Source organism: Mesorhizobium sp. USDA 4132 (assembly GCF_056279545.1).
This window is the reverse complement of sequence record NZ_JBWCCP010000002.1, coordinates 681,929-704,010: the sequence shown is the minus strand read 5'-3', so window position 1 is coordinate 704,010 and position 22,082 is coordinate 681,929. Positions and strand designations below refer to the sequence as shown.

At 60.1% G+C, this 22,082-nt stretch carries 18 protein-coding genes; 10 read left to right on the top strand and 8 right to left on the bottom strand.

The window, feature by feature from the left end:
• From ACZ9IU_RS26005 to ACZ9IU_RS25995, 3 genes are all read left to right on the top strand, one after another.
• Positions 1-2,211, top strand: a complete 2,211-nt coding sequence (locus ACZ9IU_RS26005) for an amylo-alpha-1,6-glucosidase (protein ID WP_040125137.1) — start codon at positions 1-3, stop codon at positions 2,209-2,211.
• Positions 2,208-2,693, top strand: coding sequence for a hypothetical protein (locus tag ACZ9IU_RS26000; protein ID WP_157885320.1), 486 nt, complete (start codon positions 2,208-2,210; stop codon positions 2,691-2,693). The genes ACZ9IU_RS26005 and ACZ9IU_RS26000 overlap by 4 nt, the downstream gene beginning before the upstream one ends.
• Before the next feature lie 376 nt (positions 2,694-3,069).
• Positions 3,070-3,825, top strand: a complete 756-nt coding sequence (locus ACZ9IU_RS25995) for an SDR family oxidoreductase (protein WP_040125139.1) — start codon at positions 3,070-3,072, stop codon at positions 3,823-3,825.
• Positions 3,826-4,003: 178 nt separating this feature from the next.
• Here the strand turns inward: ACZ9IU_RS25995 and ACZ9IU_RS25990 are convergent, their stop codons facing one another.
• Positions 4,004-7,144: an efflux RND transporter permease subunit gene (locus ACZ9IU_RS25990; RefSeq protein WP_051900525.1), complete on the bottom strand. Its 3,141-nt coding sequence runs from the start codon at positions 7,142-7,144 to the stop codon at positions 4,004-4,006.
• Position 7,145: 1 nt separating this feature from the next.
• Positions 7,146-8,285, bottom strand: a complete 1,140-nt coding sequence (locus ACZ9IU_RS25985) for an efflux RND transporter periplasmic adaptor subunit (RefSeq protein ID WP_040125141.1) — start codon at positions 8,283-8,285, stop codon at positions 7,146-7,148.
• A gap of 201 nt (positions 8,286-8,486) precedes the next feature.
• On the opposite strand from ACZ9IU_RS25985, the gene ACZ9IU_RS25980 reads away from it, so the two are divergent.
• The 4 genes from ACZ9IU_RS25980 to ACZ9IU_RS25965 all read left to right on the top strand — a co-directional run bounded on the left by ACZ9IU_RS25980 (position 8,487) and on the right by ACZ9IU_RS25965 (position 12,728).
• The gene (locus ACZ9IU_RS25980) at positions 8,487-9,158 is read left to right on the top strand and encodes a response regulator transcription factor (RefSeq protein ID WP_040125143.1); all 672 of its coding nucleotides are present in this window, start codon (positions 8,487-8,489) and stop codon (positions 9,156-9,158) included.
• Positions 9,158-10,489, top strand: coding sequence for a sensor histidine kinase (locus tag ACZ9IU_RS25975; RefSeq protein ID WP_040125145.1), 1,332 nt, complete (start codon positions 9,158-9,160; stop codon positions 10,487-10,489). Before ACZ9IU_RS25980 ends, ACZ9IU_RS25975 begins: the two co-directional genes overlap by 1 nt.
• 101 nt (positions 10,490-10,590) lie before the next feature.
• Complete coding sequence (locus ACZ9IU_RS25970) at positions 10,591-11,478, top strand: DUF3313 domain-containing protein (RefSeq protein ID WP_040125147.1); 888 nt, start codon at positions 10,591-10,593, stop codon at positions 11,476-11,478.
• A 425-nt stretch (positions 11,479-11,903) separates the two neighbouring features.
• Positions 11,904-12,728, top strand: a complete 825-nt coding sequence (locus tag ACZ9IU_RS25965) for a MipA/OmpV family protein (protein WP_244447628.1) — start codon at positions 11,904-11,906, stop codon at positions 12,726-12,728.
• A 102-nt stretch (positions 12,729-12,830) separates the two neighbouring features.
• Here the strand turns inward: ACZ9IU_RS25965 and ACZ9IU_RS25960 are convergent, their stop codons facing one another.
• From ACZ9IU_RS25960 to ACZ9IU_RS25940, 5 genes are all read right to left on the bottom strand, one after another.
• Complete coding sequence (locus ACZ9IU_RS25960; RefSeq protein ID WP_040125149.1) at positions 12,831-13,553, bottom strand: amino acid ABC transporter permease; 723 nt, start codon at positions 13,551-13,553, stop codon at positions 12,831-12,833.
• Positions 13,554-13,556: 3 nt separating this feature from the next.
• Positions 13,557-14,216: an amino acid ABC transporter permease gene (locus ACZ9IU_RS25955; RefSeq protein WP_477482115.1), complete on the bottom strand. Its 660-nt coding sequence runs from the start codon at positions 14,214-14,216 to the stop codon at positions 13,557-13,559.
• A gap of 71 nt (positions 14,217-14,287) precedes the next feature.
• The gene (locus ACZ9IU_RS25950) at positions 14,288-15,133 is read right to left on the bottom strand and encodes a transporter substrate-binding domain-containing protein (RefSeq protein WP_080719362.1); all 846 of its coding nucleotides are present in this window, start codon (positions 15,131-15,133) and stop codon (positions 14,288-14,290) included.
• A 96-nt stretch (positions 15,134-15,229) separates the two neighbouring features.
• Positions 15,230-16,000, bottom strand: coding sequence for an amino acid ABC transporter ATP-binding protein (locus ACZ9IU_RS25945; protein ID WP_040125152.1), 771 nt, complete (start codon positions 15,998-16,000; stop codon positions 15,230-15,232).
• A 26-nt stretch (positions 16,001-16,026) separates the two neighbouring features.
• Entirely contained in the window at positions 16,027-17,175 is a 1,149-nt protein-coding gene (locus ACZ9IU_RS25940) for an NAD(P)/FAD-dependent oxidoreductase (RefSeq protein WP_437179067.1), read from the bottom strand.
• Positions 17,176-17,342: 167 nt separating this feature from the next.
• Here ACZ9IU_RS25940 and ACZ9IU_RS25935 point away from each other — a divergent pair, with 167 nt between their 5' ends.
• Positions 17,343-18,461: a LacI family DNA-binding transcriptional regulator gene (locus tag ACZ9IU_RS25935; protein WP_051900548.1), complete on the top strand. Its 1,119-nt coding sequence runs from the start codon at positions 17,343-17,345 to the stop codon at positions 18,459-18,461.
• Here the strand turns inward: ACZ9IU_RS25935 and ACZ9IU_RS25930 are convergent.
• Complete coding sequence (locus ACZ9IU_RS25930; RefSeq protein ID WP_080719363.1) at positions 18,379-19,434, bottom strand: epoxide hydrolase family protein; 1,056 nt, start codon at positions 19,432-19,434, stop codon at positions 18,379-18,381. The two genes, ACZ9IU_RS25935 and ACZ9IU_RS25930, sit on opposite strands and share 83 nt — an antisense overlap.
• Before the next feature lie 307 nt (positions 19,435-19,741).
• Between ACZ9IU_RS25930 and ACZ9IU_RS25925 the strand changes: the two genes are divergently transcribed.
• Positions 19,742-20,674 (top strand): alpha/beta fold hydrolase, encoded by a 933-nt coding sequence (locus tag ACZ9IU_RS25925; protein WP_244447571.1) that lies wholly within the window; start codon positions 19,742-19,744, stop codon positions 20,672-20,674.
• Positions 20,658-21,986, top strand: a complete 1,329-nt coding sequence (locus ACZ9IU_RS25920; RefSeq protein ID WP_065814812.1) for a type III PLP-dependent enzyme domain-containing protein — start codon at positions 20,658-20,660, stop codon at positions 21,984-21,986. The genes ACZ9IU_RS25925 and ACZ9IU_RS25920 overlap by 17 nt, the downstream gene beginning before the upstream one ends.
• Positions 21,987-22,082 lie beyond the last annotated feature (96 nt).

Here is a 22,082-nt window from a genome sequence, read left to right as displayed (position 1 = left end):
ATGTCGATCACCTCTGCGGACAACCCGACCGGGGTGCTGGCCGGCCCAGGCGCACCGGTCGCGCAATTCTTCATTCCCGCTGCCGCATCGCTGCAGGAGCGGCGGCCACGCACCCTGAAACACGGCGATACCTTCGCCGTCTTCGATCACAACGGCGACGCGCTCTGCGGCCCGGGCAGCCCCGAAGGCCTCTTCCACCGCGACACGCGCTATCTTTCTCACCTCTACCTGTCGATCAACGGCCGGCGCCCGATGTTGCTGTCGTCGACATTGCGGGACGACAACGCAACGCTCACCTGCGACCTAACCAACCCCGATCTCTTCGACGAGAAGGGCAAGCTCATTCTGGAGCATGACCTCATCCATCTGCGCAGGTCGCGCTTCCTGTGGAAGGCAACCTGCTACGAGCGGCTGACCGTCAAAAATTATGACGAGCGGCCGCAGCACATTCGCATAGAGATCGCATTCGCAGCAGACTTTGCCGATCTTTTCGAGGTCCGCGGTACCGTGAGGGGAAGAAAAGGGCGCCATCTTCCGGCTGTCATCGAGCAGGGTTCCATCCTCCTCTCCTATGTCGGTCTGGACAGCAAGAAACGACTGACACGGCTTTCCTTCGACCCGCAGCCGGATAAGTTTGGCAGTGACCTTGTCGTCTATGACCTCGAGCTGGCGCAGCATGAAATCCGCTCGCTGTTCATCGAGATCGGCTGTGACCCGGCGGCGCAAACCGACAAGCCCGGCTACCGTTCCTTCTTTTTTGCCTTGCGGGATGCCCGCCGGGCCTTGCGCGCCGCGTCTTCGCGCGCGGCGTCGATCACGACGTCGAACGAGATCTTCAACGAGGCTGCACGCCGCAGTGTTTCAGATCTCTACATGCTGATGACCGATAAACCGGAAGGCCCTTATCCCTACGCCGGCATACCTTGGTTCAGCACCGTCTTTGGCCGCGACGCCCTTATCACCGCGCTTGAAACGCTCTGGCTCGATCCGAACATCGCCCGCGGCGTCCTCGGACACCTTGCGGCTAACCAGGCGACGGAGATTGACCCGGCATCGGACGCCGAACCGGGGAAAATCCTGCACGAAATCCGTTCCGGAGAGATGGCTGAACTGGGCGAAGTGCCTTTCCGGCAGTACTACGGCAGTATCGACTCGACTCCGCTTTTCGTGATGCTGGCCGGGGAATACCTGAAGCGAACCGGTGATCTCGCGACCATCTATCCCCTCCTGCCGCACATAGAGGCGGCGTTGACATGGATCGACGAGCACGGAGACCGCGACGGCGACGGCTTCGTTGAATATGGGCGGCAGACGGAAGAAGGCTTGATCAACCAGGCATGGAAGGACAGCCACGACTCCGTTTTCCACACCGACGGTACACTGGCCAACGGGCCAATCGCGATCGCTGAAGTGCAGGCCTACGTTTACGGCGCCTGGCAAGCGGCAGCGGAGATCTTCCGCCGGCTGGACCGGCCGGAACAGGCAACAAGCTTTATGGCAAGAGCGGAGGGCTTTCGCCGGGCGTTCGATTCCACCTTCTTCGACGAAGAGCTTGGCACCTACGTGCTGGCACTCGACCGGGACAAGCGGCCTTGCCGGGTCCGGTCCTCGAACGCCGGCCACGCGCTCTTTACCGGGCTCGCCTATCCGGACCGGGCCGAACGGGTCGTCCGCACGATGATGAGCGCCTCATCCTTCTGCGGTTGGGGCATCCGCACCATTCCATCGACCGAGGCGCGTTACAATCCAATGAGTTACCACAACGGCTCGATTTGGCCACATGACAATGCCCTGATCGCCAGCGGCCTCGCTCGTTACGGGTTTAGAGTGGAGGCGGCTCGAATATTCGAAGGGCTGTTTACGGCTTCGACCTATATCGATCTGCGCCGGCTTCCCGAACTTTTCTGCGGACTGGCGCGCCAGCGAGCACAAGGGCCGACTTTCTATCCGGTCGCATGCTCGCCGCAGGCCTGGGCCGCGGCAGCGCCACTCTCGCTGTTGCAATCGTGCCTCGGCCTCGACTTCGATCCGAACGCGTTGCAGGTCAGCTTCAACGAGCCTCGGCTCCCGCCTTTCCTCGACGAGGTCACCCTACGGCATCTGCTGGTCGGACATGGTTCGGTCGACGTGACTGTCCGGCGCTCGGGACGAGAGGTCGTCGTCCTCGTTGTCGATCGCAAAGGCGATATTCGGGTTGTCACGACGGCATGACCAATGCCGCAATGACCAGCGGCGACGTGGCGGTCGTTCAACATTCGGCGGTTTCGATTGTTTTTAATACAGCGGGAACTTTAGATGCTACCCGCGGTTTGGATGTCGTTGAGATAACTGAGAGGAAACACTTCATGATCGTAAAGCTTCTCACTGTGAGCGCTCTTGCACTTGGTCTTGCTACTTCTGCATTTGCACAGGGTACTGGCGGCGGCACCGGTTCGGCCGGTTCGGGCTCGACCGGCACTTCAGGCACCGGCACATCGACCGACGCCACCGGCACTGGAACCCCGGGAACTGGAGCCGGAGGCGCGATAGTGCCCGACACGACAACGACGGGCAGCACCAACGCGCAAGGCGCGGGCAATTCAGGCAGCACGAACGCTAATTGCGGCCAGAGCCCGACCACCGCGGGGGCAAACGGCACCAACGCGTCTACCTCCGACCCGAACAGCCCGACGAACCGGGCAAACTCGTGCTGATCCCGATCTCGCGACATTTCGTTGCCTCAAGCCCCGTAACCCTTACCGGCTATGGGGCTTTTTGATATTCCCAAAAGCAGACACCGCTCGGGCAACGGCGTTGACCGCGGGTGCTGGCTCGGTTAGTTGTTTGGCTGCAGCGATGAAGCCCGCGCTGTCGTAGGCGTTACCGTCATCCAACGCGTCCTTTGTCGAGAAGGTCCCAGCAGGGAGGACTCGACTTTGAAGGCGCGCGGTATGGATTTATATCATCACCCAAGGCCGATCTTTCGCCAAGACCAAGGAAACCTGGTCTTCGATGAGGGGTGCCCGTATAGGTTTCGATGACTACGCCGTGGCCTTTCCTTGAACGCAGAATTTCGGAAAGGTTCCAACAATGAGAATGACCGACAACACTATACTGATCACTGGCGGCATGAGCGGGATTGGCCGTGCGCTTGCCGAAGCTCTTCATGATCGAGGCAACCGCGTCATCGTAACGGGACGGCGGCAGGACCTGCTTGAAAGCATCGCGGCCGGTCGCCCCGGCATTGTCGGGATGCACCTCGACTTGGACGATCCTCACTCCCTGACGCGCCTTGCAAGCGACGTCCGCGTGCGGTTCCCCGACCTTAATGTATTGATAGCCAACGCCGGGATTTCTCGAACTGAGGATATCGCGTCTGGTGATTGGAAGGTGGCCGAGGCCGAAACGATTGTACAGACGAATATCCTCGGCGTGCTGCGCGTGATTGCCGCCTTCTTGCCGACATTGAGGAAGCAACGTCACGCAACTATCATGGCGACCAGTTCGGCGCTCGCCTTCGTGCCTCGCGCCGACTTTGCCACATATTGCGCGAGCAAAGCGTTCCTGCATTCATGGCTGGTCTCGCTGCGCCACCAGCTTCGCACCTTGCCTGTCGAGGTTCTCGAATTGTCGCCGCCCTATGTCCAGACCGAATTGACCGGTACGGCACAGGCTGCCGATCCTCGCGCGATGCCTCTGGGCTCTTATATTTCGGAGGTGATTGCGATGCTCGAGCAAGGCAACCACCCTCGCGGCGAGTTGCTCCTCGAACGCGATCAGGCCCGCCGCTGGGCTGAACGCGACGGGACTTATGACAACATATTTGCCGCCCTCAATCCCGCCTAAAAGGGGTCGGCACAATCCCTTGGCCTGCCAGCCGACCTACCTCTAACCGAGCAAGTCCGCTACATGGTGAACCGCCTGGAGAGAAGAACCAGGAGTACAAGCGGCCCTCCAAAAAGGGCCGCCATCATGATGGCGGAGAAGAGAAACCTGCCGAAGAGGCGGAGAACGGTTTTACGGGTCATTGCTTTGCCGATTTCGGCGATTGGAGTTCGTTTTCGCTGGTCGAATGCGTCCGCACCCTCCCCGCAATCCACTGCGTCAGACTGTCGATGCAGGAGAGGATGACAGGCACCACGATCAAGGTCAGGAGGGTAGAGCTGACAAGGCCGCCGATGACGGCATGCGCCATCGGAGCCCGTTGCACGCCACCGCCGCCGGCCGCCATCGCGAGCGGGATCATGCCGGCGATCATCGCGAGCGATGTCATGATGATCGGCCGGAACCGTACCGCGCCTGCATTGACGAGCGCCTCGCTGAGGGTCGAACCCTGCCGGCGCTCCCGGTTGGCGAAATCGACCAACAGGATGCCGTTCTTGGTAACAAGCCCCATCAGCATGATGAAGCCGATCATCGAGAACATGTTGATGGTGCTTCCCGCGACCATGAGGCCAATAAGCACGCCGACCAGCGACAGCGGAAGTGCAGCCATGATCGCGATCGGCTGGGTGAAGCTGCCAAACTGCGACGCCAACACGACATAGATGAAGATCACCGCCATCGTCAGCGCCTTGAACATGCCGCCTGTCGCTTTCTCTATGTCCTCGGAATCGCCACCGAATTTTATGCGGTAGCCCGTCGGAAGATCCTGCTTGGCTACCATGGCTTCCAGTTCGGCTGTGACATCCCCCGCGGCTCGGCTAGATATATCCGCCGAGATCAGGATCTCTCTGGAGATGTCGAGACGACGGATTTCGGAGGCCGCCGGGACGACCGCGATGTCCGCGACCTGATCCAGCCGGACCATGCGCGGGCTACCGCTTGCGTCGTCGCCTGCGACTTTGATCATCAACTCCCCGAGAGCGGCGGCATTGGAACGCTGGTCGCGGGGAAGCCGGACGACAACGTCGTAGGTCTGTCCGCGCGTATCGGTCCAGGTGGAAACGTCTTCGCCGCCGATCAGCGGCGAGAGCATTCCGGCCAACTCGGAGATACCGATGCCCAAATCACTCGCCTGCTCACGCTTGAGCCGAACGGAAAGGATGGAATTTTCCTCGCCAGCGCTTGAATTGATGTCCACCATGCCAGGCATCCCGCGCATGCCTGTGGTCAGATCCGCCGCGATCTTTTCCAGTACCCGCTGATCGTCACCCAGAACGCTTAGTTGGATCGGACTGGCGTCTCCGCCCAAGCCCTCTTGGATGATGGCGATCTTTGTTCCCGGTATGACGGAAAGGCGTTCTCGGATGGGACCCGCGATGGTGGCAGGCGTCCGTTTGCGTTGCTCCAACGGCACGAGGCTGACGAGAATGGCGGCTTTATGTTTGCCCATGGTGCTGCCGGTGTTGATCGTCGAGTAGATCGAAGCAACTTCCGGAAACTCATGCAGCGCCTTCTCGATCTGCCCAACCTTGGTGCGCGTGTAGTCCAACGAAGAACCTGCCGGCGTCGTCACGTTGATCTGGAATCGACCTTCGTCCGCATTGGGAACGAATTCGACACCCACCAGGGGAACCATCAAAATGCTGCCGACGAGGATGCCGCCAGTCAGTGCGAGCGTGATCAAACGATGTCGCAGGGTCCAGCGGATGATCTGCCGATAGCGCTCGGCGAGCTTTTCGAACCCGGCATCGAAGTGAGCGATCGATCGTCCAACCGGTCCGCGCCTTGCGCCGGGCTCGGCGTCGGGATCATGCCAGACGCTGGAAAGCATAGGGTCGAGGGTGAAGGCGACGAACAGCGAGATCAGCACGGCAGCGGAAACTGTAACCCCGAACTCGTAGAAGAAGCGCCCAACCATGCCTTCCATGAACGCGACAGGCAGGAAGACGGCGACGATCGTGGCGGTCGTCGCCGTCACCGCGAGGCCGATTTCGCTCGTGCCATCGAGAGCCGCCTTGAGATGCGATTTGCCCATGTGAAGATGGCGCATGATGTTCTCGCGCACCACGATCGCATCATCGACAAGAATGCCGATCGAGAGCGTCAATGCCAGCAGGCTGAGCATGTTGAGCGTGAAGCCGAGAAAATCGATGACAGCGAGCGTGCCGATCATGGCGATTGGAAGCGTCAGCCCCGTGATGACCGTGCTTCGCCATGAGTTGAGGAACAGGAAAACGATGACGACCGCCAGTGCCGCTCCCTCGATCAATGTCGATTGCACCTGGCCAAGCGACTCCTGAATGGAGGTCGAGGCATCCGTGATGATTTGAAGCCGCATGTTTTGGGCGCTGAGTTCGGCATTCAGTTGATCGAGCCGCTTGCGAACATCGCTCACCACCTGCACGGTATTTGCATCCCGAACCTTGACGATGGCGACGGCGAGCGCGGCTTCGCCGTTGTAGATCGCACGACTTTCCGGATCCGCGGCACCGTCCTTCACGGTGGCAACATCGCGGAGATAGACAGCTCCACCGCCGCGGCGAGCGACGATCATGTCCAGGAGATCCTTGGGTTCCGCAATCCGCCCTTGTACCTGAATAGTGCGGTCCGTCAGACCACTGAGCATGCTTCCCGCAGGCTTGTTCTGATTGGCGGCCCGGAGGGCCTTGATGACCTCGTCGATGCCGATACCCAATGCGCTCAGCCGCGTCTCATCGATGCTGATGTCGACCTGCCGTTTCTGCCCGCCGATCAGCGTCGCCTGCCCGACCCCGGCTATCGTCGTCAGTTGGCGCAACACGCGCTGGTCGGCGATCGTTGTGAGTTCCGGCATTCCAAGAGAGGGTGAACTGATCGCCATCGAAAGTATCGGTTCGTCCGATGGATTGAACCGCGCCACGACCGGCTTGTCGGCTTCCTCCGGAAGCTCTGCTTCGAGGGCTGCTATCTTGTCGCGGACGTCCTGCGCTGCCGTCGTGCTCTCCACCTCCAGCTTGAACTGGGCGATGACGATCGACCGTCCTTCGTAGGAGGTCGACGTGATCTCATCGAGGCCGCTGATCGTATTCAGCGCCTCCTCGACGGGCCTGGTCACCTCCGTCTCGATGGTTTCGGGCGTCGCACCTGGATAGGTCGTCGTGACCACGACAACCGGGACGTCGACATTCGGAAACTGGTCGACGCCGAGGCGCTGGTAGGAAAACGCGCCAAGCACAAGCAGCGCAACCATCATCATGGTGGCGAAGACGGGATGACCGATCGAAATGCGGGTGAGAAACATGTCAGCCCGCCTTCGGGATCGTGACGGTGACGTCCGGTCGCAACTCAGGCAGCGGTACGGTCACGATCGTGTCGCCGTAGGCCAGGCCTTCGGAAATCTCCAGGCTGTCACTCCCGCCTGAACCCGATCTGACGGTCACGGGCTGGCGGACGAGACGGCCTTTTTTCAGCTTCAGGACATAGTCTCCCGTCTCGTCCTTGCGCAGCGAGATAGCCGGTATCACGATCGCGTCTTCATTTTGCCGGACCAGGATCGCGCCCGTCGCGAACGATCCGCCTCGCAGGCGGGCGCCACCGTTGGAGAGCCGGATATAGACCGCAATGAAGCGCGTGCCCTGGTCGGCGACGGGACCGATACGATCCACGCTTCCGACAACGGTTTGCCCGTCAAGCCCGTCGATGTGCAATTCTGCCCGTTGGGCGATCGCAACGCGGTGCACGTCGCGCGTCGAGACCAGGACTTTTGCTTCCAGAATGCTCGTATCGACGATCGTGAAAAGTTCGGCGCCGGCGCCGACGCGGGAGCCCTGATTGATCGCCCGGCTTGAGACGACCCCGTCGAACGGCGCCAGAACTTCGGCCTCCCGCAAAGCGGTGCGTGCGATATCCGCCTGGGCTGAAAGGCTTTTTTGTCTGGCAGTCGAAGCGGCAACTTCGCTTCGTGCCTTGTCGAGCTGCTCCTGGCTCGCGATGTTCTTATCCGCGAGTTGTTCGATCCTGTTGAGCGACTGCATGGCAAGCAGCATCTCCGCCGCCGCGACATCGCGATCCCCTTCACGCTGCTTGAGGAATGACTGGAGATCGTCCGTCTCGAAACGAGCCAGCACGTCCCCCGCCTTGACCGCCTGTCCCGCAACGGCGCGAACCTCGATGATCCTGCCTCCATCCTTGGCGTGCAGGACGGCACGATTGATCGGCTCGAGGTCCCCGCTGACGCGCAGCCGTTCCACGATCGACGTGGGCCGGATGTCAGCAATTTCCGAAGGAGCCAGTTCCAGCGGTTTATCGCGTTGGTTCGCCGCGACCGCCGCGACAACCTCTTTCACCCGTTCATTCGCATCGACCGTTCCGCGTGCGGGATCGATAAACACGACGGCGAGGTAGACGCCTCCCAGAAGCATCCCCGCCTTGGTCAATCTCATTGTCCATTTCAAAGCCATAGCGACATTCCCTGGATTTAAAGCACGGCCACCTGCGGGCGGCGCCTCGCGTTTTCGCGACTGGATGGTTCCGGTTGCTAGGCTTTGAGAATTGCAGCAACATTACCTGATGGTTCCTTTGTCCCCGTCATGCTGCCGCAATCTTCGCGGCAGAGAACAACGGGACAGGAGAGCCAAGGGACGATGAGACTTCTATTGATAGAGGACGAGAGAGAGCTGGCTGACGCTCTTTCAGCGGCGCTGAGCAAACACGGCATTGTCACCGATCACACCACGCATCTTGCGGATGCTTTCGAATTGACGCGCCAGAATACCTACGATGCAATCCTTCTCGATCGGCGGTTGCCTGATGGCGAAGGGCTGACCTTCATTCCGATGTTGAGGCGGACAGGCACCGACACACCGGTCATTGTGCTGACGGCGCGCAATGAGCCGTTGGAGCGTGTCGAAGGGCTGGATGTCGGCGCGGACGATTATCTGGGCAAGCCGTTTCTTGTGGACGAGCTGACGGCGCGATTGCGGGCGGTTCTGCGCCGACCGCCAAGTCTGGCGGAACTTCAAATCACGGTGGGCCGGATGGTGATCGATCCCCTGCATTTGAGCGTAACCGTGGCGTCGACCCCGCTCGACCTGCCCCGGCGCGAACTTCTCGTCCTAGTGGCGCTGGCCAAGCGGAAAGACAAAACCGTCCTTCGATCGACCCTGGAGGCGGCGGTCTACAATTACGAAGAAGAAATCCAGTCGAACGCGCTCGATGCGCATATTTCAAGATTGCGCAAACGACTGCTGGATGCCGGTGCCGGCGTCGCGGTCCACAATATCCGCGGCGTCGGGTATCTCCTGAGGGAGGAATGATGCACGACAAGGCTACCCCCTCGCTTTGGTGGAAGCTGAGTTGGCAACTCAGCCTGGTCATCGTCGCAGTTATTGCTGCGGTAATCCTCGGGCTTTGCGTATGGGCTGCTACGATCATGTCGCCTAACATTGCCATGGAGGAGAAGATCGGCTCTGCGATAGCCGCGGCCGCGACACGCGACAGCCAAGGACGTTTGGAGCTACGAGAAACGCCGAGGCTAAGGGCACTCAAGGAGCAGAACAGCTCGCTTTGGTATGTGGTGGCCACGATAGATGGTGCGTCCGTGTCCTATGGCACCATCCCTCCACCTTATGCTGAGCTCGCCCATCTGGTCCATCTGTTCGACGACGCGGACATACGGGGATCCGCTGCGACGAAGGAGGCCGCGACGATTGACAATGCCGAAGCAGCCGTCGGCGAGGTTCGGATTCTGTCTGGCGGCGTGGCTGACAAAGGCTCGCCGGTCTTCGCCCTTCTGGCAAAGGCCTACCCGATCTACGTCTCTCTGCTCGCGGTCGCCTTGCCTGCGATCTTCCTCGCCGTCCCGCGAATCGTCGGCCGTGCGCTTGCAAGAATGAGCGATGTCGCTGACAAAGCATCGCAGATCCAACCGCGCCAGCATGGAGCACGCCTGCCGGTCGAAGGTATTCCCAAAGAAGTTGCTCCGCTGGTGATTGCATTCAACGGTACGCTGGAGCGGCTTGAGAACGAATTGAAGAAACGCCAGCGCTTCCTGATCGACGCGGCGCATGAGCTCAGAACGCCGATCGCCATCATGCAGACCCGGATCGACGGGATGCCCGAGGGTCAAGAACGCAGGCGATTGCTGAACGACGTTGCGCGTTTGGCCGAGACCGCCGAACAGCTGCTCGACTTTGAGCGCAACGACCAGGCGACCGATCTCCATGAAGCGGTCGATCTCGTCGAGATCGCACGGACGGTGGTTGCCGATCTGGCCCCTCAGGCGATCGCCGCCGGCTACCAGATCTCTTTTCAAAGCGAGGTGGAAAGCGTTGAGCGGCGCGGCAGCTCTTCCGCTCTGCCAAGAGCGATCAGCAATCTGGTCCGCAATGCGATCGATCACGGTGGCGATAGGGGAATGATCACTGTTTCCGTCTCGGCCGGTGGGCGGATCACCGTGGCCGACGAAGGGTCAGGCATACCGGCCGAACATCAGGAGCTGGTTTTCGAGCCCTTCTACCGCGTTACCCCCAAAAGCAGAGGCGCAGGGCTTGGTTTAAGCCTGGTGAAACAGATCGTCGCAAACCATCGCGGACAAGTCAGTCTCCAAAGCGGCTCGACCGGAACGCAGGTTGCAATCGAACTCTGACAGACGGCACCGTGCTCGCCCGTGACCGCTCCTCTGTAATGCCGCCGCAATCCTTTGCCCTCACTGTCATCCCAGAACATCCCTGACGGAGGCCAGAAAGCGTGCGCAGCAATCCATCCATTCAATTGTTTCCTCGACGTGTCGGCCCTTCACCAATTCCTGCTTTCAGATCTCTGGGTCTCGCTTTGTCTCTGACCCTTGCGGCAAGTGGATGCACTTCGGTGCCTCTGAAGGAAGGAGGCACCTTGACCTCCTACGGCAATCTCGGCGCACCGAAAGGAACGCTGGCCAAGAAACGTCTCTACATTGATGGTGGACATATGGCCGCGGTGAAGACCGTCAGCATCATGCCGACGACTTTCTCTTTCAGCGCCGCATCCCGCATCAAAACGGAAGCCGACCGCTCGCTGGTGTCGAACGTTCTGGACCGGGCGCTCTGCGTCGCCCTCAGCGACAAATACCAGATGGTCTCGGCCGGCCAACCGGCGGATCTGACAATACGGTCCGTCGTCACCGATATCGTACCGACAAACAAGGCGATGGCCGGGGTTGCAACCGCCGTAACCGTCGGCACCGGCTTTGTCCTGCCCGTCAGCGTGCCACGCCTGCCCTTCGGCCTCGGAGGATTGGCCGTCGAAGCGGAGGCTGTCGATGGCGGCGGCATTCAGAGCGCGGCGATGGTGTGGGCCCGCGGCGCAAATTCGATCCAGGACAAGCCCCGCGTTTCTGAAGTCGGGGACGCATACGGCCTCGCCTCGAAGTTCGCGTCCGACTTTTCGCGAATGCTCATTTCCGGCAAGGAGCCGAAAGGATTGAACGTCTCCCTTCCTTCAGGGCAAAGGATGCGGTCCTGGCTCGGCGGAAAACCGAAATACCCGGCGTGTGACACCTTCGGGCGCGCGCCTGGATTGGTGGGAGTCGTGGCGGCCAAGTATGGCGCGCCGCCGGAATGGATCGACAAGAAGCCAAAACCGATCATTACACACTGACATATCATCCAAGGGGGGCGGCATACGCGTCAGCGAAGCCGTTCGCACTTTTTACGGAGGAACGGCGGTCGAGCCCTCCAGCGACCGGCGGCTCCGTAAGGCGGCATGGACGGACGGAGCAATGGCCAGCACCCCCAAAGCCTTGCTCCGTTCGTCCGCTGCTCGCCGGCATTCGCAGCAGGATTAGTGGCTATCGCTTGGCCCTGGCGCACCGACATCGCCGGCTGATTTTCATCTCGACTTGTAATGCTGCGGCAATTCTTCAACCGCAACTTCTCCCCGAAACCATACCCCGGTTTCTTTAGCTTTTATAATCAGGAGTTAATTTGGTGAGCCAGCACGATCAACATCATCCGGAAGACCGGCACCGCAAAACGGTCTTAAGCGGAGTTGGGGCTTCCGACATCATTCAGCGAAGGTGGACGATAAAAATCTCGATCGCGGCATTGGCCGCAGCCTCGGCACTTTTCTCGGTCACGGCGTTTGCTGCCGACCTTGAAGCAACGGACGCGGCGATTGCCCCTCCCCAGCAGTTCGATAACGGACGCTACGGCGGAATTCGCGGCAAACTGCATGACTGGAAGGTGACGATCGGCGTCGGAGCAATTTATATGCCCGAATACGAAGGATCCGACGAATTCGAGGTGCAGCCGTTTCCGCTTATCTCCGCCCAATTTGGGGAGCGCGTGCACCTCGATACCAGTGGCCTCACTGTCGATCTTTTCGAAACAAACGGTTTCAGGGTAGGTGTTACCGGTGGCGTCGAGATGGGGCGCAAGGAGGACGACTCGGACCATCTGCGTGGTCTGGGCGACATCGACATGGGCGGCGTCATCGGAGGGATTGTCAGCTATGACGTCGGTCCATTCGGCGTCTACGCCAAGTTGGACAAGACCATAGGCGGCAGCGAGGGACTGACCGGCACTTTCGGCGCGAAAGTTTCCCATCGCTACGAACGCTTCATCTTCTCCGCCGATGTGTCCGGCACATGGGCCGACGACAAACACATGGAGTCGTATTTCGGCGTGACGTCGATCCAGTCAGCTCGGTCCGGCCTGGCGGAATACGAAGCGAAGGCGGGGATCAAGCGCGTCGATCTCAAGGGCTCGATCACCTACATGATGACCGAGAACTGGAGCGTCACGGGCGCCGGCGGCGCGGGTTTCCTGCTCGGGGATGCCAAGGACAGCCCGATCGTCAAGGACGACGTTCAACCCTTTGCAATGCTGGCAGTCGGATACAAGTTCTAAAGGCGAGTAAAATCGTGCGGCAGCTGTGACGGCTGCCGCCATTCTGCGGCAATTTCGTGAGCGAGGGCGAACCGGCCCGCTCGATATCGTTCGGACTGCAGCTCAGGTCATGGTGGCTTGCAGGGCAACCGTAGGCGCCGCTGGCTGAGTCTTGCCATTCGCCCGCAGGTATGGTTTCGCGAAATGCCGCTCGAGCTTCGCGCCCAAGGCAGATATCGACCAGCAGAGAGCGAAATACACGATCAGAATGGAACCATAGACCAGATAGGCCGGGCTTCCTCCGCGCGCGATGGTTGTCTGCTCGATCAGGATCTGCGCCGAGCGCAGCAGTTCATTGACACCGAGGACCGCACCCAGAGAACTCGCCTGGGTGAGGCTGGTGATAAGGCTGACGTAAGGGGGCAGGATGACAGGCATCGCCTGTGGGAGGATGACCAGAAACAGTCCTTTCCAGCCGCGCAGGCCGGATGACAGCGCAGCTTCCCGCTGGCCGCTCGGCACGGACAGCAAGCCGGCGCGAATAATATGCGCGCCGTTCGCCCCGCCCCAGACCGACACGCTGAGGGCGCTCGACCAGAACGGATTGAACGATAGCCCCGCATGCGGCAGCACGAAATAGACCATCAGGACCGTGACCATCAGCGGAATGTCGCGAAGGCATTCGACGAGACCGTAGACAGGTCGTCTCAACCACGCCGATTGGGCGGAAAGGCCGGCTGCGAAGATCACCGCGAAAAGCGTACCGCCCGCGATCATGACCGACGAGAGAAACACGGTATTCAAGAGACCGTCCAACAGGAAGGACTGGAATTCCAGAAGCAGCATCGTCTACCTCCCGCCGAATGGTCGGCTGAGACGCCGTTCGACCATGTAGCCGAGGCCGGAGATGGTGAAGACGCAGAGCAGATAAATCACGCAAATCGAAGCGAACATCTCGATCGCCCGGAAATCGTAGGCGATCCGGTCGACCGCGACAAAAGTCAGCTCCACCAGGCCGATCGCCTGCAGGTATGCGGAATTCTTCACCGTTGCCACGATCGTATTCATAGCCGACGGCAGAGCGGCGCGGGTCGCCAGAGGCAGGATGACGAATACCGAATGTTGCCATCGCTTGAGACCGAGCGACGCCGACGCATCATGCATTCCTCTGCCGACAGCCGCGAGACCGGCCCGGAAATTTTCGATCTGAAAGGCACTTGCCCAGGCCGTCAGCGCAATGACCCCGGACCAGAAGATGCTGAACCGCATCCCCAGGCTCGGAAGGCCATAGAAGATAAAGAAGATCTGCACGAGGTAAGGCGTGCCTCGGATGAATTCGACATAGGCAGTGACAGCATATTGCAGCTGCTTAATCCCGCTTGTCCGCAAAACCGCGCCTAACAGGCCGATAAGGCAAGACAGGAATATTGCCAGAAAGCTGACGATCAGCGTCATTTTCAGGCCGGTCATCAGATCCGGCAGGGCCTCGAGAATATAAGCAAAATCCATGGCCGTCATCCTGCTCGAAAATACCGGTGAACATGGGTCCTGACGGTCGAACCGTCAGGACCCATGTTCGTTCACTTTGCGGCCGGCGGATCCGTTTCGAAGGATTTTACCATTTCCGCCGCGACAATCGGATCCTTGACGAAGGTCGGCACCGTCTTTGAGTAAAATTTCTCGTTCTTCAGTTTCTTGAGGACGCCATTGACGAAAGCCTTGAGCTCGTCTTCACCCTTGCGGACGCCAACACCATTGAAGCCGAGATCGACAGGCTCTTCCAGCGTTCGGAATTCAGGATAGTTGGCCGCAAGCGTCGCGATGGTGATCGCATCGCCCACATATCCGTCGGCACGGCCCTGCTGCAGGGCCTGCAGATTGTCGGCATTGGTGTTGAGTTGGACGAATTCCAGGCTCGGAAAGCGTTCCTTCAACCACTTCAGCTGCGAGCCGCCCTTGATGATGAGCATCGACTTGCCGTCGAGGTCGGCCAGCTTCTGAACCTTGCTGTCCTTCGGCACGATCACCCGGCTGCTGCCCCAATAGTAGATATCGGAGTAATCGATCACCTGTTCGCGAGACGGAGTCTTGCCGAGCGTGGCAATGATCAGGTCGATCTTCCCACCAGTCAGGGAAGGAATGCGGGCGTCCGTCGCCACGCAGCTCAGTTCCGCCTTTTCGGCGGCCCCGAAGGCGGCAATGCCGATTTGCTTTGCCATTTCGATCTCGATGCCGGCCGGCTTGCCGTCGGTGCCGGATGCTCCAAATGGAGGAGAATCGCATTTGACGCCGATCCGGACCACGCCGGCGTCCTTGATCGCCTTCGGCAGGGCCTGAGCCGAGGCGGACAGCGCCGGAACCACGAAGGCGGCAAGGGTGCCGAGCGCTATGGCCGAACGGCGAAGCATGCTGATGGATATGTACATGGCTGTTGTTCCCTTTGTATCATTGTTTTGTCCACCGAACGTTTTCCCGTCCGTATGCTTTTTGCCGCAAACCGCGCCGGCTGCGGAAATAACCCGCTAGTGCAGTATCTGGTTGAGAAACGCCTTTGTCCGGCTTTCCCGTGGATTGCTGAAGAACTCCTCCGGAGGCGCGGTTTCGACGATCCGTCCCGCATCCATGAAAACGACCCTGTCCGCCACCTGCCGCGCGAAACCCATTTCATGCGTGACGCACACCATGGTCATACCGTCGCTCGCCAGCTGCGCCATCGTGTCCAGCACCTCGCGCACGAGTTCCGGATCGAGTGCCGAGGTCGGTTCATCGAACAGCATGATCTTCGGGTTCATGCAGAGCGATCGGGCGATCGCCGCGCGCTGCTGTTGTCCGCCCGACAGCTGGCTTGGATAAAAATCGGCTTTGTCGGGAATTCGCACCCGTTCCAGATAGGCGCGCGCCACAGCCTCAGCATCCTTTCTCCCAACGCCCTTTACCCAGCGGGGAGCCAGCGTGCAGTTCTCGAGCACGGTAAGATGCGGATAGAGATTGAAGTTCTGAAACACCATGCCGACATCCTGCCGGACGCGGTCGATGATCTTCCTATTGTCGGTCAGCTCCGTACCGTTGACAATGATACGGCCCTTCTGGTGACTTTCCAGATAGTTGATGCAGCGGATCATGGTGGACTTGCCAGAACCCGAGGGACCGCAAACCACCACTTTTTCGCCACGCCTGACGGTGAGGTTGACGTCATGCAACACCTGGAGGATGGAAAACCATTTGTCGACGCCGGACAATTCGACGGCAATTTCCGGATCGGTCATCTCCAAACCCTTCTCCTTCGCCGTCATCTGCGATCTCCTCCCTAACGCGCGGCTTACGAGGCCAAAGCCTGACTTTTCTGCGCGAAACGGGCCGGCCGGAAACTTGCAAGCAGAGGGCTCATCTCACCGGTCACGATTTCACGGGCGATGAGCTCGCCGGTAATCAGCCCCAGCGTCGCGCCGCTATGGCTGAATGCGACGAAATAGCCCGGGATGCCCTCGAGCGGGCCGATCACCGACTCCCCGTCGCCTGGCACGGGCTTCGGTCCGCAATGATAGCTCTCCAGTTCCAGCGCGGGGTTGCCTTCGAGCACGTTCGAGGCTTCCGAAAGAAGGCGACGAAGCGTCTCATCCTTCACCTCGTAAGTCCCATCGGGTCCACGATTGAGTTCCTCCTCCGACCATGCGGAATCGCAGACGATGGCGCCGTCCGGCGTGGGGCGCAGCGCCACGTTCGGTGTATTGAGAACGGCGCGAACTGCGAGCTTGAAAGGCTTCGATTTGACAAGAAGCGCGATCGGCGTGTCATCGGCAATGATATGGCCTGCCTGTTTTGCCATGTCAGGCACGGCCGCACCGGTGGCGACGAGAACCGCATCCGCCTCTATATGCATGCCGTTTGCAGTCGAGACCCCTGCCGCACGTCCGGCTTTGATATTGACGACGGCTTTGCCGGCATGGGTTACCACCTGGCCGCCGAGGGTTTTGAATTCCTGCACCAGGATGTCGATCAGGGAAGGTAGATCCACCCAGCCCTCACCCGGATTGAAAATCGCGCCCTGACGCGAAATCGCGGCCGCGTTGATGCCGGGCGTGACCTTCGCCACGTCTGCTGCGTCAAGAAGCTGGCAGTCATAACCAATCGCCTGCTCGTGAGCGTAGGCTTCCGCAATCCGGTTCGACGCGTCGTCCGCATCCCATGTCAGGCCGCCCTCGAAGCGCAGCCATGCAGCGCCTTCATTGCGGCTCGCCAGCGTCCGGTAGCGATCGATGCCGACGACCCGAAGACGGTGATATTCGGCGGAACGGAAACGCGCCGAGTTGAGCCATGCCAGGGACCGGCCGGACGCGCCGCTGGCGAGCGAGCCTTCCGTGACAAGAGTGACGTGCACGCCCAGTCGGGCCAGATGAACCGCCGAGGAGACACCAAAAATACCGCTACCGATCACGGCGACCCGCTTGGCTGAGGATGGGGCTGTCAAATGCATATTCCTTCGTCTTTGATTGCCGCAGGGCCTCGTCTATCCAAGGCATAAAAGCGCCGGTATTTCGAAATGAGACCGGTATCAAGCGTATTTGAGACCGGTCTCACATGTCAATGGTGTGATTTTCTTGACGCCGTTTTTTTCTCAGCCTATGTCACGGACCCATGATGAAGAGAACGGCGTCAAAGCGGCTGGTAACCATCTCGGACGTTGCCCAGAGCGCGGGCGTGTCCAAGGCGACGGCCGCGCGTGTCCTGGGCAGCTACGGCACGGCAAGCCCTGTCGTGAAGGAGAAGGTTCGCGAAGCCGCAAAGAGGCTCGGTTATCAGGCCAACGAGCTTGCGCGCAGTATGACGACTGGAAAGTCGAAGACGATAGGCGTCGTCGTCGGCGATATCGAAAACCCTTATTTCGGTCAGGCCGTGCGCGGGATCAGCGATGCGGCGCACGCTGCCGGATTCGATGTCATCCTGTCCAATTCCGGCGAGGATGCCGCCAAGGAAAAGGCTGCCGTACGCGTGCTGATGGGCAAGCGGGTGGACGGATTGATCGTTACGCCAGCTTCGGTATTCGAGACCCAGCATCTGCACGAGGTCCAACGATCGGGCCGACCTCTCGTCCTTCTGGACCGGACCATCCCGGACCTTGTGGTCGATGCCGTCGTCACGGACGACCGGCAGGCGGCCGAGGCCGCTACAAGAGCCTTGATCGAGGCTGGCCATCGCCGTATCGCCTACATCTCTGCCACGGAATCGGAGGACCCGATCTACCGGGGACCGCACCAGATCAACCTCAGCACGGTGATGGAGAGAATAGAGGGCGTCGTCGCGGCAAGCCGCTCAGCCGGCATCCAGCATCCGGAACGTTATATCCGGCTCGGTGCCCACCGTCGCGGTCTGGGTGACAAGATCATTGCCGAATTGCTTCAGGGCGCCGACAGGCCGACTGCCATACTGGCGTCTGATACCGTGGTGGCGCTTGAAGTGTTCAAAACCCTCCGCAGATTGGGAATGTCCATCCCCGGCGATCTGTCGCTCGTCGCTTTCCACGATGCCGACTGGACAAGCGTGACCAGCCCGCCGATTACGGTCATCGCTCAGCCGGTCTACGAGCTGGGATTTGAAAGCGCGCAGATCCTTGTCCGGCGTATTACCGGTATGGGCGATACGCCACGCTGCCGGGTACTCGCAACCACGCTCATCAAACGACAATCGATAGGGGCACCGCCGGAGCTTGAGGATAGCGGCGCGGTTCTCCAGGACGATGCCGCGAAAATCGGTTGATGCACCTCGCCGTCATTGCCGTTGATTCCAGCGCTGCAAACTGACGGCTGATGCCGCCCCAAAACCGGCAGATCTGACGCGAATTGCCCTCGACCTGAACGATCGAGGGCAAGCAGGTCGATATTGCGGGGAGACCTATTCCAGCTCGGTGTCTTCCACCGTAACGTTCGCCCAGGTCGGCCCAATCGTGAAAGCGCTCGAGGAGCCAGGCGGCTTGGGCCACGGGATTGTTATGCATCGCATAGGCGAGTGACTGTACCCGCGTGGACTGAAGGTGTGAATAGGCACCCAGCCGCTTCTCATAGTCCGCAAACTGCTGCATCCATCGTCGCTCGGTGTCATCCTGCGGCGCGTCCTCAGGGACAGTGCCGAGATAATCAATATGCAAGCCGCGGATCGAATTGGCCTGATCCAGCGCCATCCATGGACCGATCACTACACCCCAGTCAGTCCCATGAACGAGGTAGCGATCGTACCCCAGGACCTCGCGCATCAGCGCGTTGAACAATGCACCGATGCGCCGCGGGCTGATCGGCTGGTTGGGCTTCGCAGAAAAGCCGTAGCCCGGCAGCGATGGGACGACGAGGTCGAAAGCATCTTCGGCACGTCCACCGTTACGGGATGGGAACGCCAAGGCTTCCACCGCCGGCCAGAATTCGTAAGTCGAGCCGGGCCAGCCATGGATCAGGAGCAGTGGCCGCTTGCCCTCAGCCTCGCCTCGAACGTGAACGAAATGAAGCCTCAGCCCATCAATCTCCATCGTGAACTGCGGAAAGCAGTTGAGATCTCTGACCATCGCATCAACATCGTAGCGGTCAACCCAATAGGCACAGAGTTCGCGCAGGGTTTGGGGATCACAGCCATAGGACCAATCGGAATCATCCGGCTGGTCAGGCAAACGATATGATCGCACCCGCGCCTTCAATGCATCGAAGGCCTCATCTGACCAGTCGACTTTGAACGGTGTTGCCATTCCCTTTATCCTTTCCGCAACGCGTTCAGGCGCCCGCTGAAATACGTTGGCCACACAGGTCGAAGAATAATCTTGCTCGCTTCGTGCCCAGGTGAGCGCGCACTGGCGCCAATCGACATTCACCGACACGTGTCATCGATGATCGTCTCCCTCTCGCCCTTCAACGCGTCGCCGCGGCGAGAGGGGAACCAGCCTCTCCCCTGATCGTTGTAGCGAATTGCGACTTCGGCGGGTGGGCCAACATGCGGAGCGGCATCGCTGACCAGCGATGCGCTGCGGCTCACCTGGGAAAGATTTAAAACACGTGTTGGACGACTTTGGTTTCATGCTCATGACGAAATACATCAAAACGCCCCATCTTAATCTCGCTTATGAAGAGGCGGGCGATCGTCGAGGAAAACCGATCGTGCTGGTTCACGGCTGGCCGGACGACGTGCGGTGCTGGGACAAGATCACGCCTGAACTCGCCGGATCGGGTTACCGGGTTCTCGCTCCCTACCTGCGCGGCTGCACGCCGACGACCATCCATTCGGCTGGGACAATGAGGAGCGGCGCTATTGCGGCGCTGGGTCAGGACCTGGCGGATTTCATCGACGGTCTCGAGCTCCGCGACGTTCTCGTGGTGGGCTACGACTGGGGCGCTCGAGCCGGCTACGTCGTCGGCGCGTTGTTCTCCGAGCGTGTGTGTGGGCTCCTTGCGATGGCGGCAGGCTACGCCACCTCGAAACCGGTCGGCGAAATGTCCTACGATCTGGCGAAGGCCTATTGGTATGAATGGCTGGTGGCCACCAAGCAAGGCCGCGAGGCGATGGACAAGGACAGGCGCCGCCTCTGCCGCTATCTCTGGCAAACGTGGTCGCCCGGCTGGACGTTCGATGATGCGGAGTTCGAGGCTACAGCCGCATCCTGGGAGAACGGCGACTGGGCGCCGATCAGCATTCACGCCTACCTGCAGCGCTGGGGAGAGGCCGCAGGCGCGCCAGAGCATGAGGAGCTGGAAAAGAAGCTGCTCGAAAATCCGCCGGTCCGGGTTCCCACGATAATGTTGCAAGGCGCCGACGATGCCGACAACTTCCCGGAGACATCCGAGGACAAGGAACAGTACTTTGCCAGCTCTTATCAGAGAGTCGTCCTGCCGGGCGTCGGACACTTCATTCCGCGGGAGGCTCCGCATGCGGTGCTGACTGCCATTCGACAATTGTTATCGGACGCGGCGGCAAGCGATGTCAGGCGAAGCTGAGATAACAAAGCTGGGAACAGGGCCGACCGGTCGGCTGACGGGTTTGGAGAAGGGGCTGCCTTGTCCGGGCAATGATGCGCTGGATCTTTCGTCCATCGCAGACGCCGGCTGGAATCTCCTGCGCGGCGACCTTCCGCTGCCCGTATGCACGCTGCGCCGGAAGGCGCTTGAGCACAATAGCAAACGCATGCTTCGCTTCCTCGAAGCGTTTGCGCCCAACATCGTTCTTTGTCCTCACGGCAAGACCACAATGAGTCCGCAGTTGTTCCAGAGGCAGCTTGCCGACGGCTGCTGGGGTATCAGCCTTGCTACCTTTCACCAGGTCCGCGCCGCGCGACGCCTTGGTTTCGACCGTATCTTCTATGCGAGCGAACTCGTTGGGCTTCAGGAGATTGTCTTTGTCCTGCAGGAACTCGCCGCGGATCCTGCGTTTGATTTCTATTGTCTGGTCGACTCGATTGACGGCGTTGAACGGCTGCGCGCAAGCGCGGAGGAATTCTCGCCCGGCCGGCCGCTGCAGGTGCTTGTGGAAGGAGGCTTTCCCGGCGGCCGCTGCGGCGTTCGAACCGTTGAATCCGCCGTCGACGTCGCGCAAGCGGTTCAAGCAAGTTCTCCTCACCTTCGTCTCGTCGGGGTGGAGGGATATGAGGGCGTCCTGCAAACAAGGTCGAAAAAAGAAGGGTTAGCGGCCGTACCAGCATTTCTTCACAGCCTCACCGAGATGATCCGCGCTTGTGACAGAGAGGGTCTCTTCAGCGCATGCGAGAAAATCATCCTTAGCGCTGGCGGCAGCTCCTTCTACGATCTAGTTGCCGAGATGCCTCGCCATCTTCAGCTCAGCAAGCCGCTGCAAGTCGTCATCCGGAGCGGCTGTTACCTGACACATGATTCGGGACTGTATCGGCGGCTGTTCGAGGATCTGAGGCAACGCAGCGATATTGCACAGCAAACAGATCTCTCCTTTGACCAGGCGCTGGAAGTATGGGGCCACGTGCTGTCGATTCCAGAGCCGGATCGTATTGTCGTGGGCGTCGGGCAGCGAGATTTCGGCCACGATGCCGGCCCGCCCGCGGTTACAAAAGCATCCCGGGACGGCGCCCTTCCCCGACTTCTTGATGCCGAGCGATACGAGATCGTCATCATCAACGATCAACATACGACGATCAGGGGTCCTGCCGACCATGGATTGAAGATCGGCGACACGGTCGCGATGAGCCCGTCACACCCGTGCACCACTTTCGACAAATGGCGCCTGATCTATGAAATCGACGAAAGCTATAATGTGGTTGGAGCAATTGAGACATTCTTCTGACGTGGCGCGCGGGCCTCGATTTTCTTGTCCTTGGCGCAACGGTGTCGCGTGAACCTTTTGGCCGAGTGACTCTTCCATGTTGGGCCTAACGAATGT

Bases quoted from the DNA above. Each gene is read 5' to 3' on its own strand.
- ACZ9IU_RS26005 (WP_040125137.1), top strand. From the start codon at position 1: ATGTCGATCACCTCTGCGGACAACCCGACCGGGGTGCTGGCCGGCCCA.
- ACZ9IU_RS26000 (WP_157885320.1), top strand. From the start codon at position 2,208: ATGACCAATGCCGCAATGACCAGCGGCGACGTGGCGGTCGTTCAACAT.
- ACZ9IU_RS25995 (WP_040125139.1), top strand. From the start codon at position 3,070: ATGAGAATGACCGACAACACTATACTGATCACTGGCGGCATGAGCGGG.
- ACZ9IU_RS25990 (WP_051900525.1), bottom strand. From the start codon at position 7,144: ATGTTTCTCACCCGCATTTCGATCGGTCATCCCGTCTTCGCCACCATG.
- ACZ9IU_RS25985 (WP_040125141.1), bottom strand. From the start codon at position 8,285: ATGAGATTGACCAAGGCGGGGATGCTTCTGGGAGGCGTCTACCTCGCC.
- ACZ9IU_RS25980 (WP_040125143.1), top strand. From the start codon at position 8,487: ATGAGACTTCTATTGATAGAGGACGAGAGAGAGCTGGCTGACGCTCTT.
- ACZ9IU_RS25975 (WP_040125145.1), top strand. From the start codon at position 9,158: ATGCACGACAAGGCTACCCCCTCGCTTTGGTGGAAGCTGAGTTGGCAA.
- ACZ9IU_RS25960 (WP_040125149.1), bottom strand. From the start codon at position 13,553: ATGCTGCTTCTGGAATTCCAGTCCTTCCTGTTGGACGGTCTCTTGAAT.
- ACZ9IU_RS25955 (WP_477482115.1), bottom strand. From the start codon at position 14,216: ATGGATTTTGCTTATATTCTCGAGGCCCTGCCGGATCTGATGACCGGC.
- ACZ9IU_RS25950 (WP_080719362.1), bottom strand. From the start codon at position 15,133: ATGTACATATCCATCAGCATGCTTCGCCGTTCGGCCATAGCGCTCGGC.
- ACZ9IU_RS25945 (WP_040125152.1), bottom strand. From the start codon at position 16,000: ATGACGGCGAAGGAGAAGGGTTTGGAGATGACCGATCCGGAAATTGCC.
- ACZ9IU_RS25935 (WP_051900548.1), top strand. From the start codon at position 17,343: ATGATGAAGAGAACGGCGTCAAAGCGGCTGGTAACCATCTCGGACGTT.
- ACZ9IU_RS25930 (WP_080719363.1), bottom strand. From the start codon at position 19,434: ATGGCAACACCGTTCAAAGTCGACTGGTCAGATGAGGCCTTCGATGCA.
- ACZ9IU_RS25920 (WP_065814812.1), top strand. From the start codon at position 20,658: ATGTCAGGCGAAGCTGAGATAACAAAGCTGGGAACAGGGCCGACCGGT.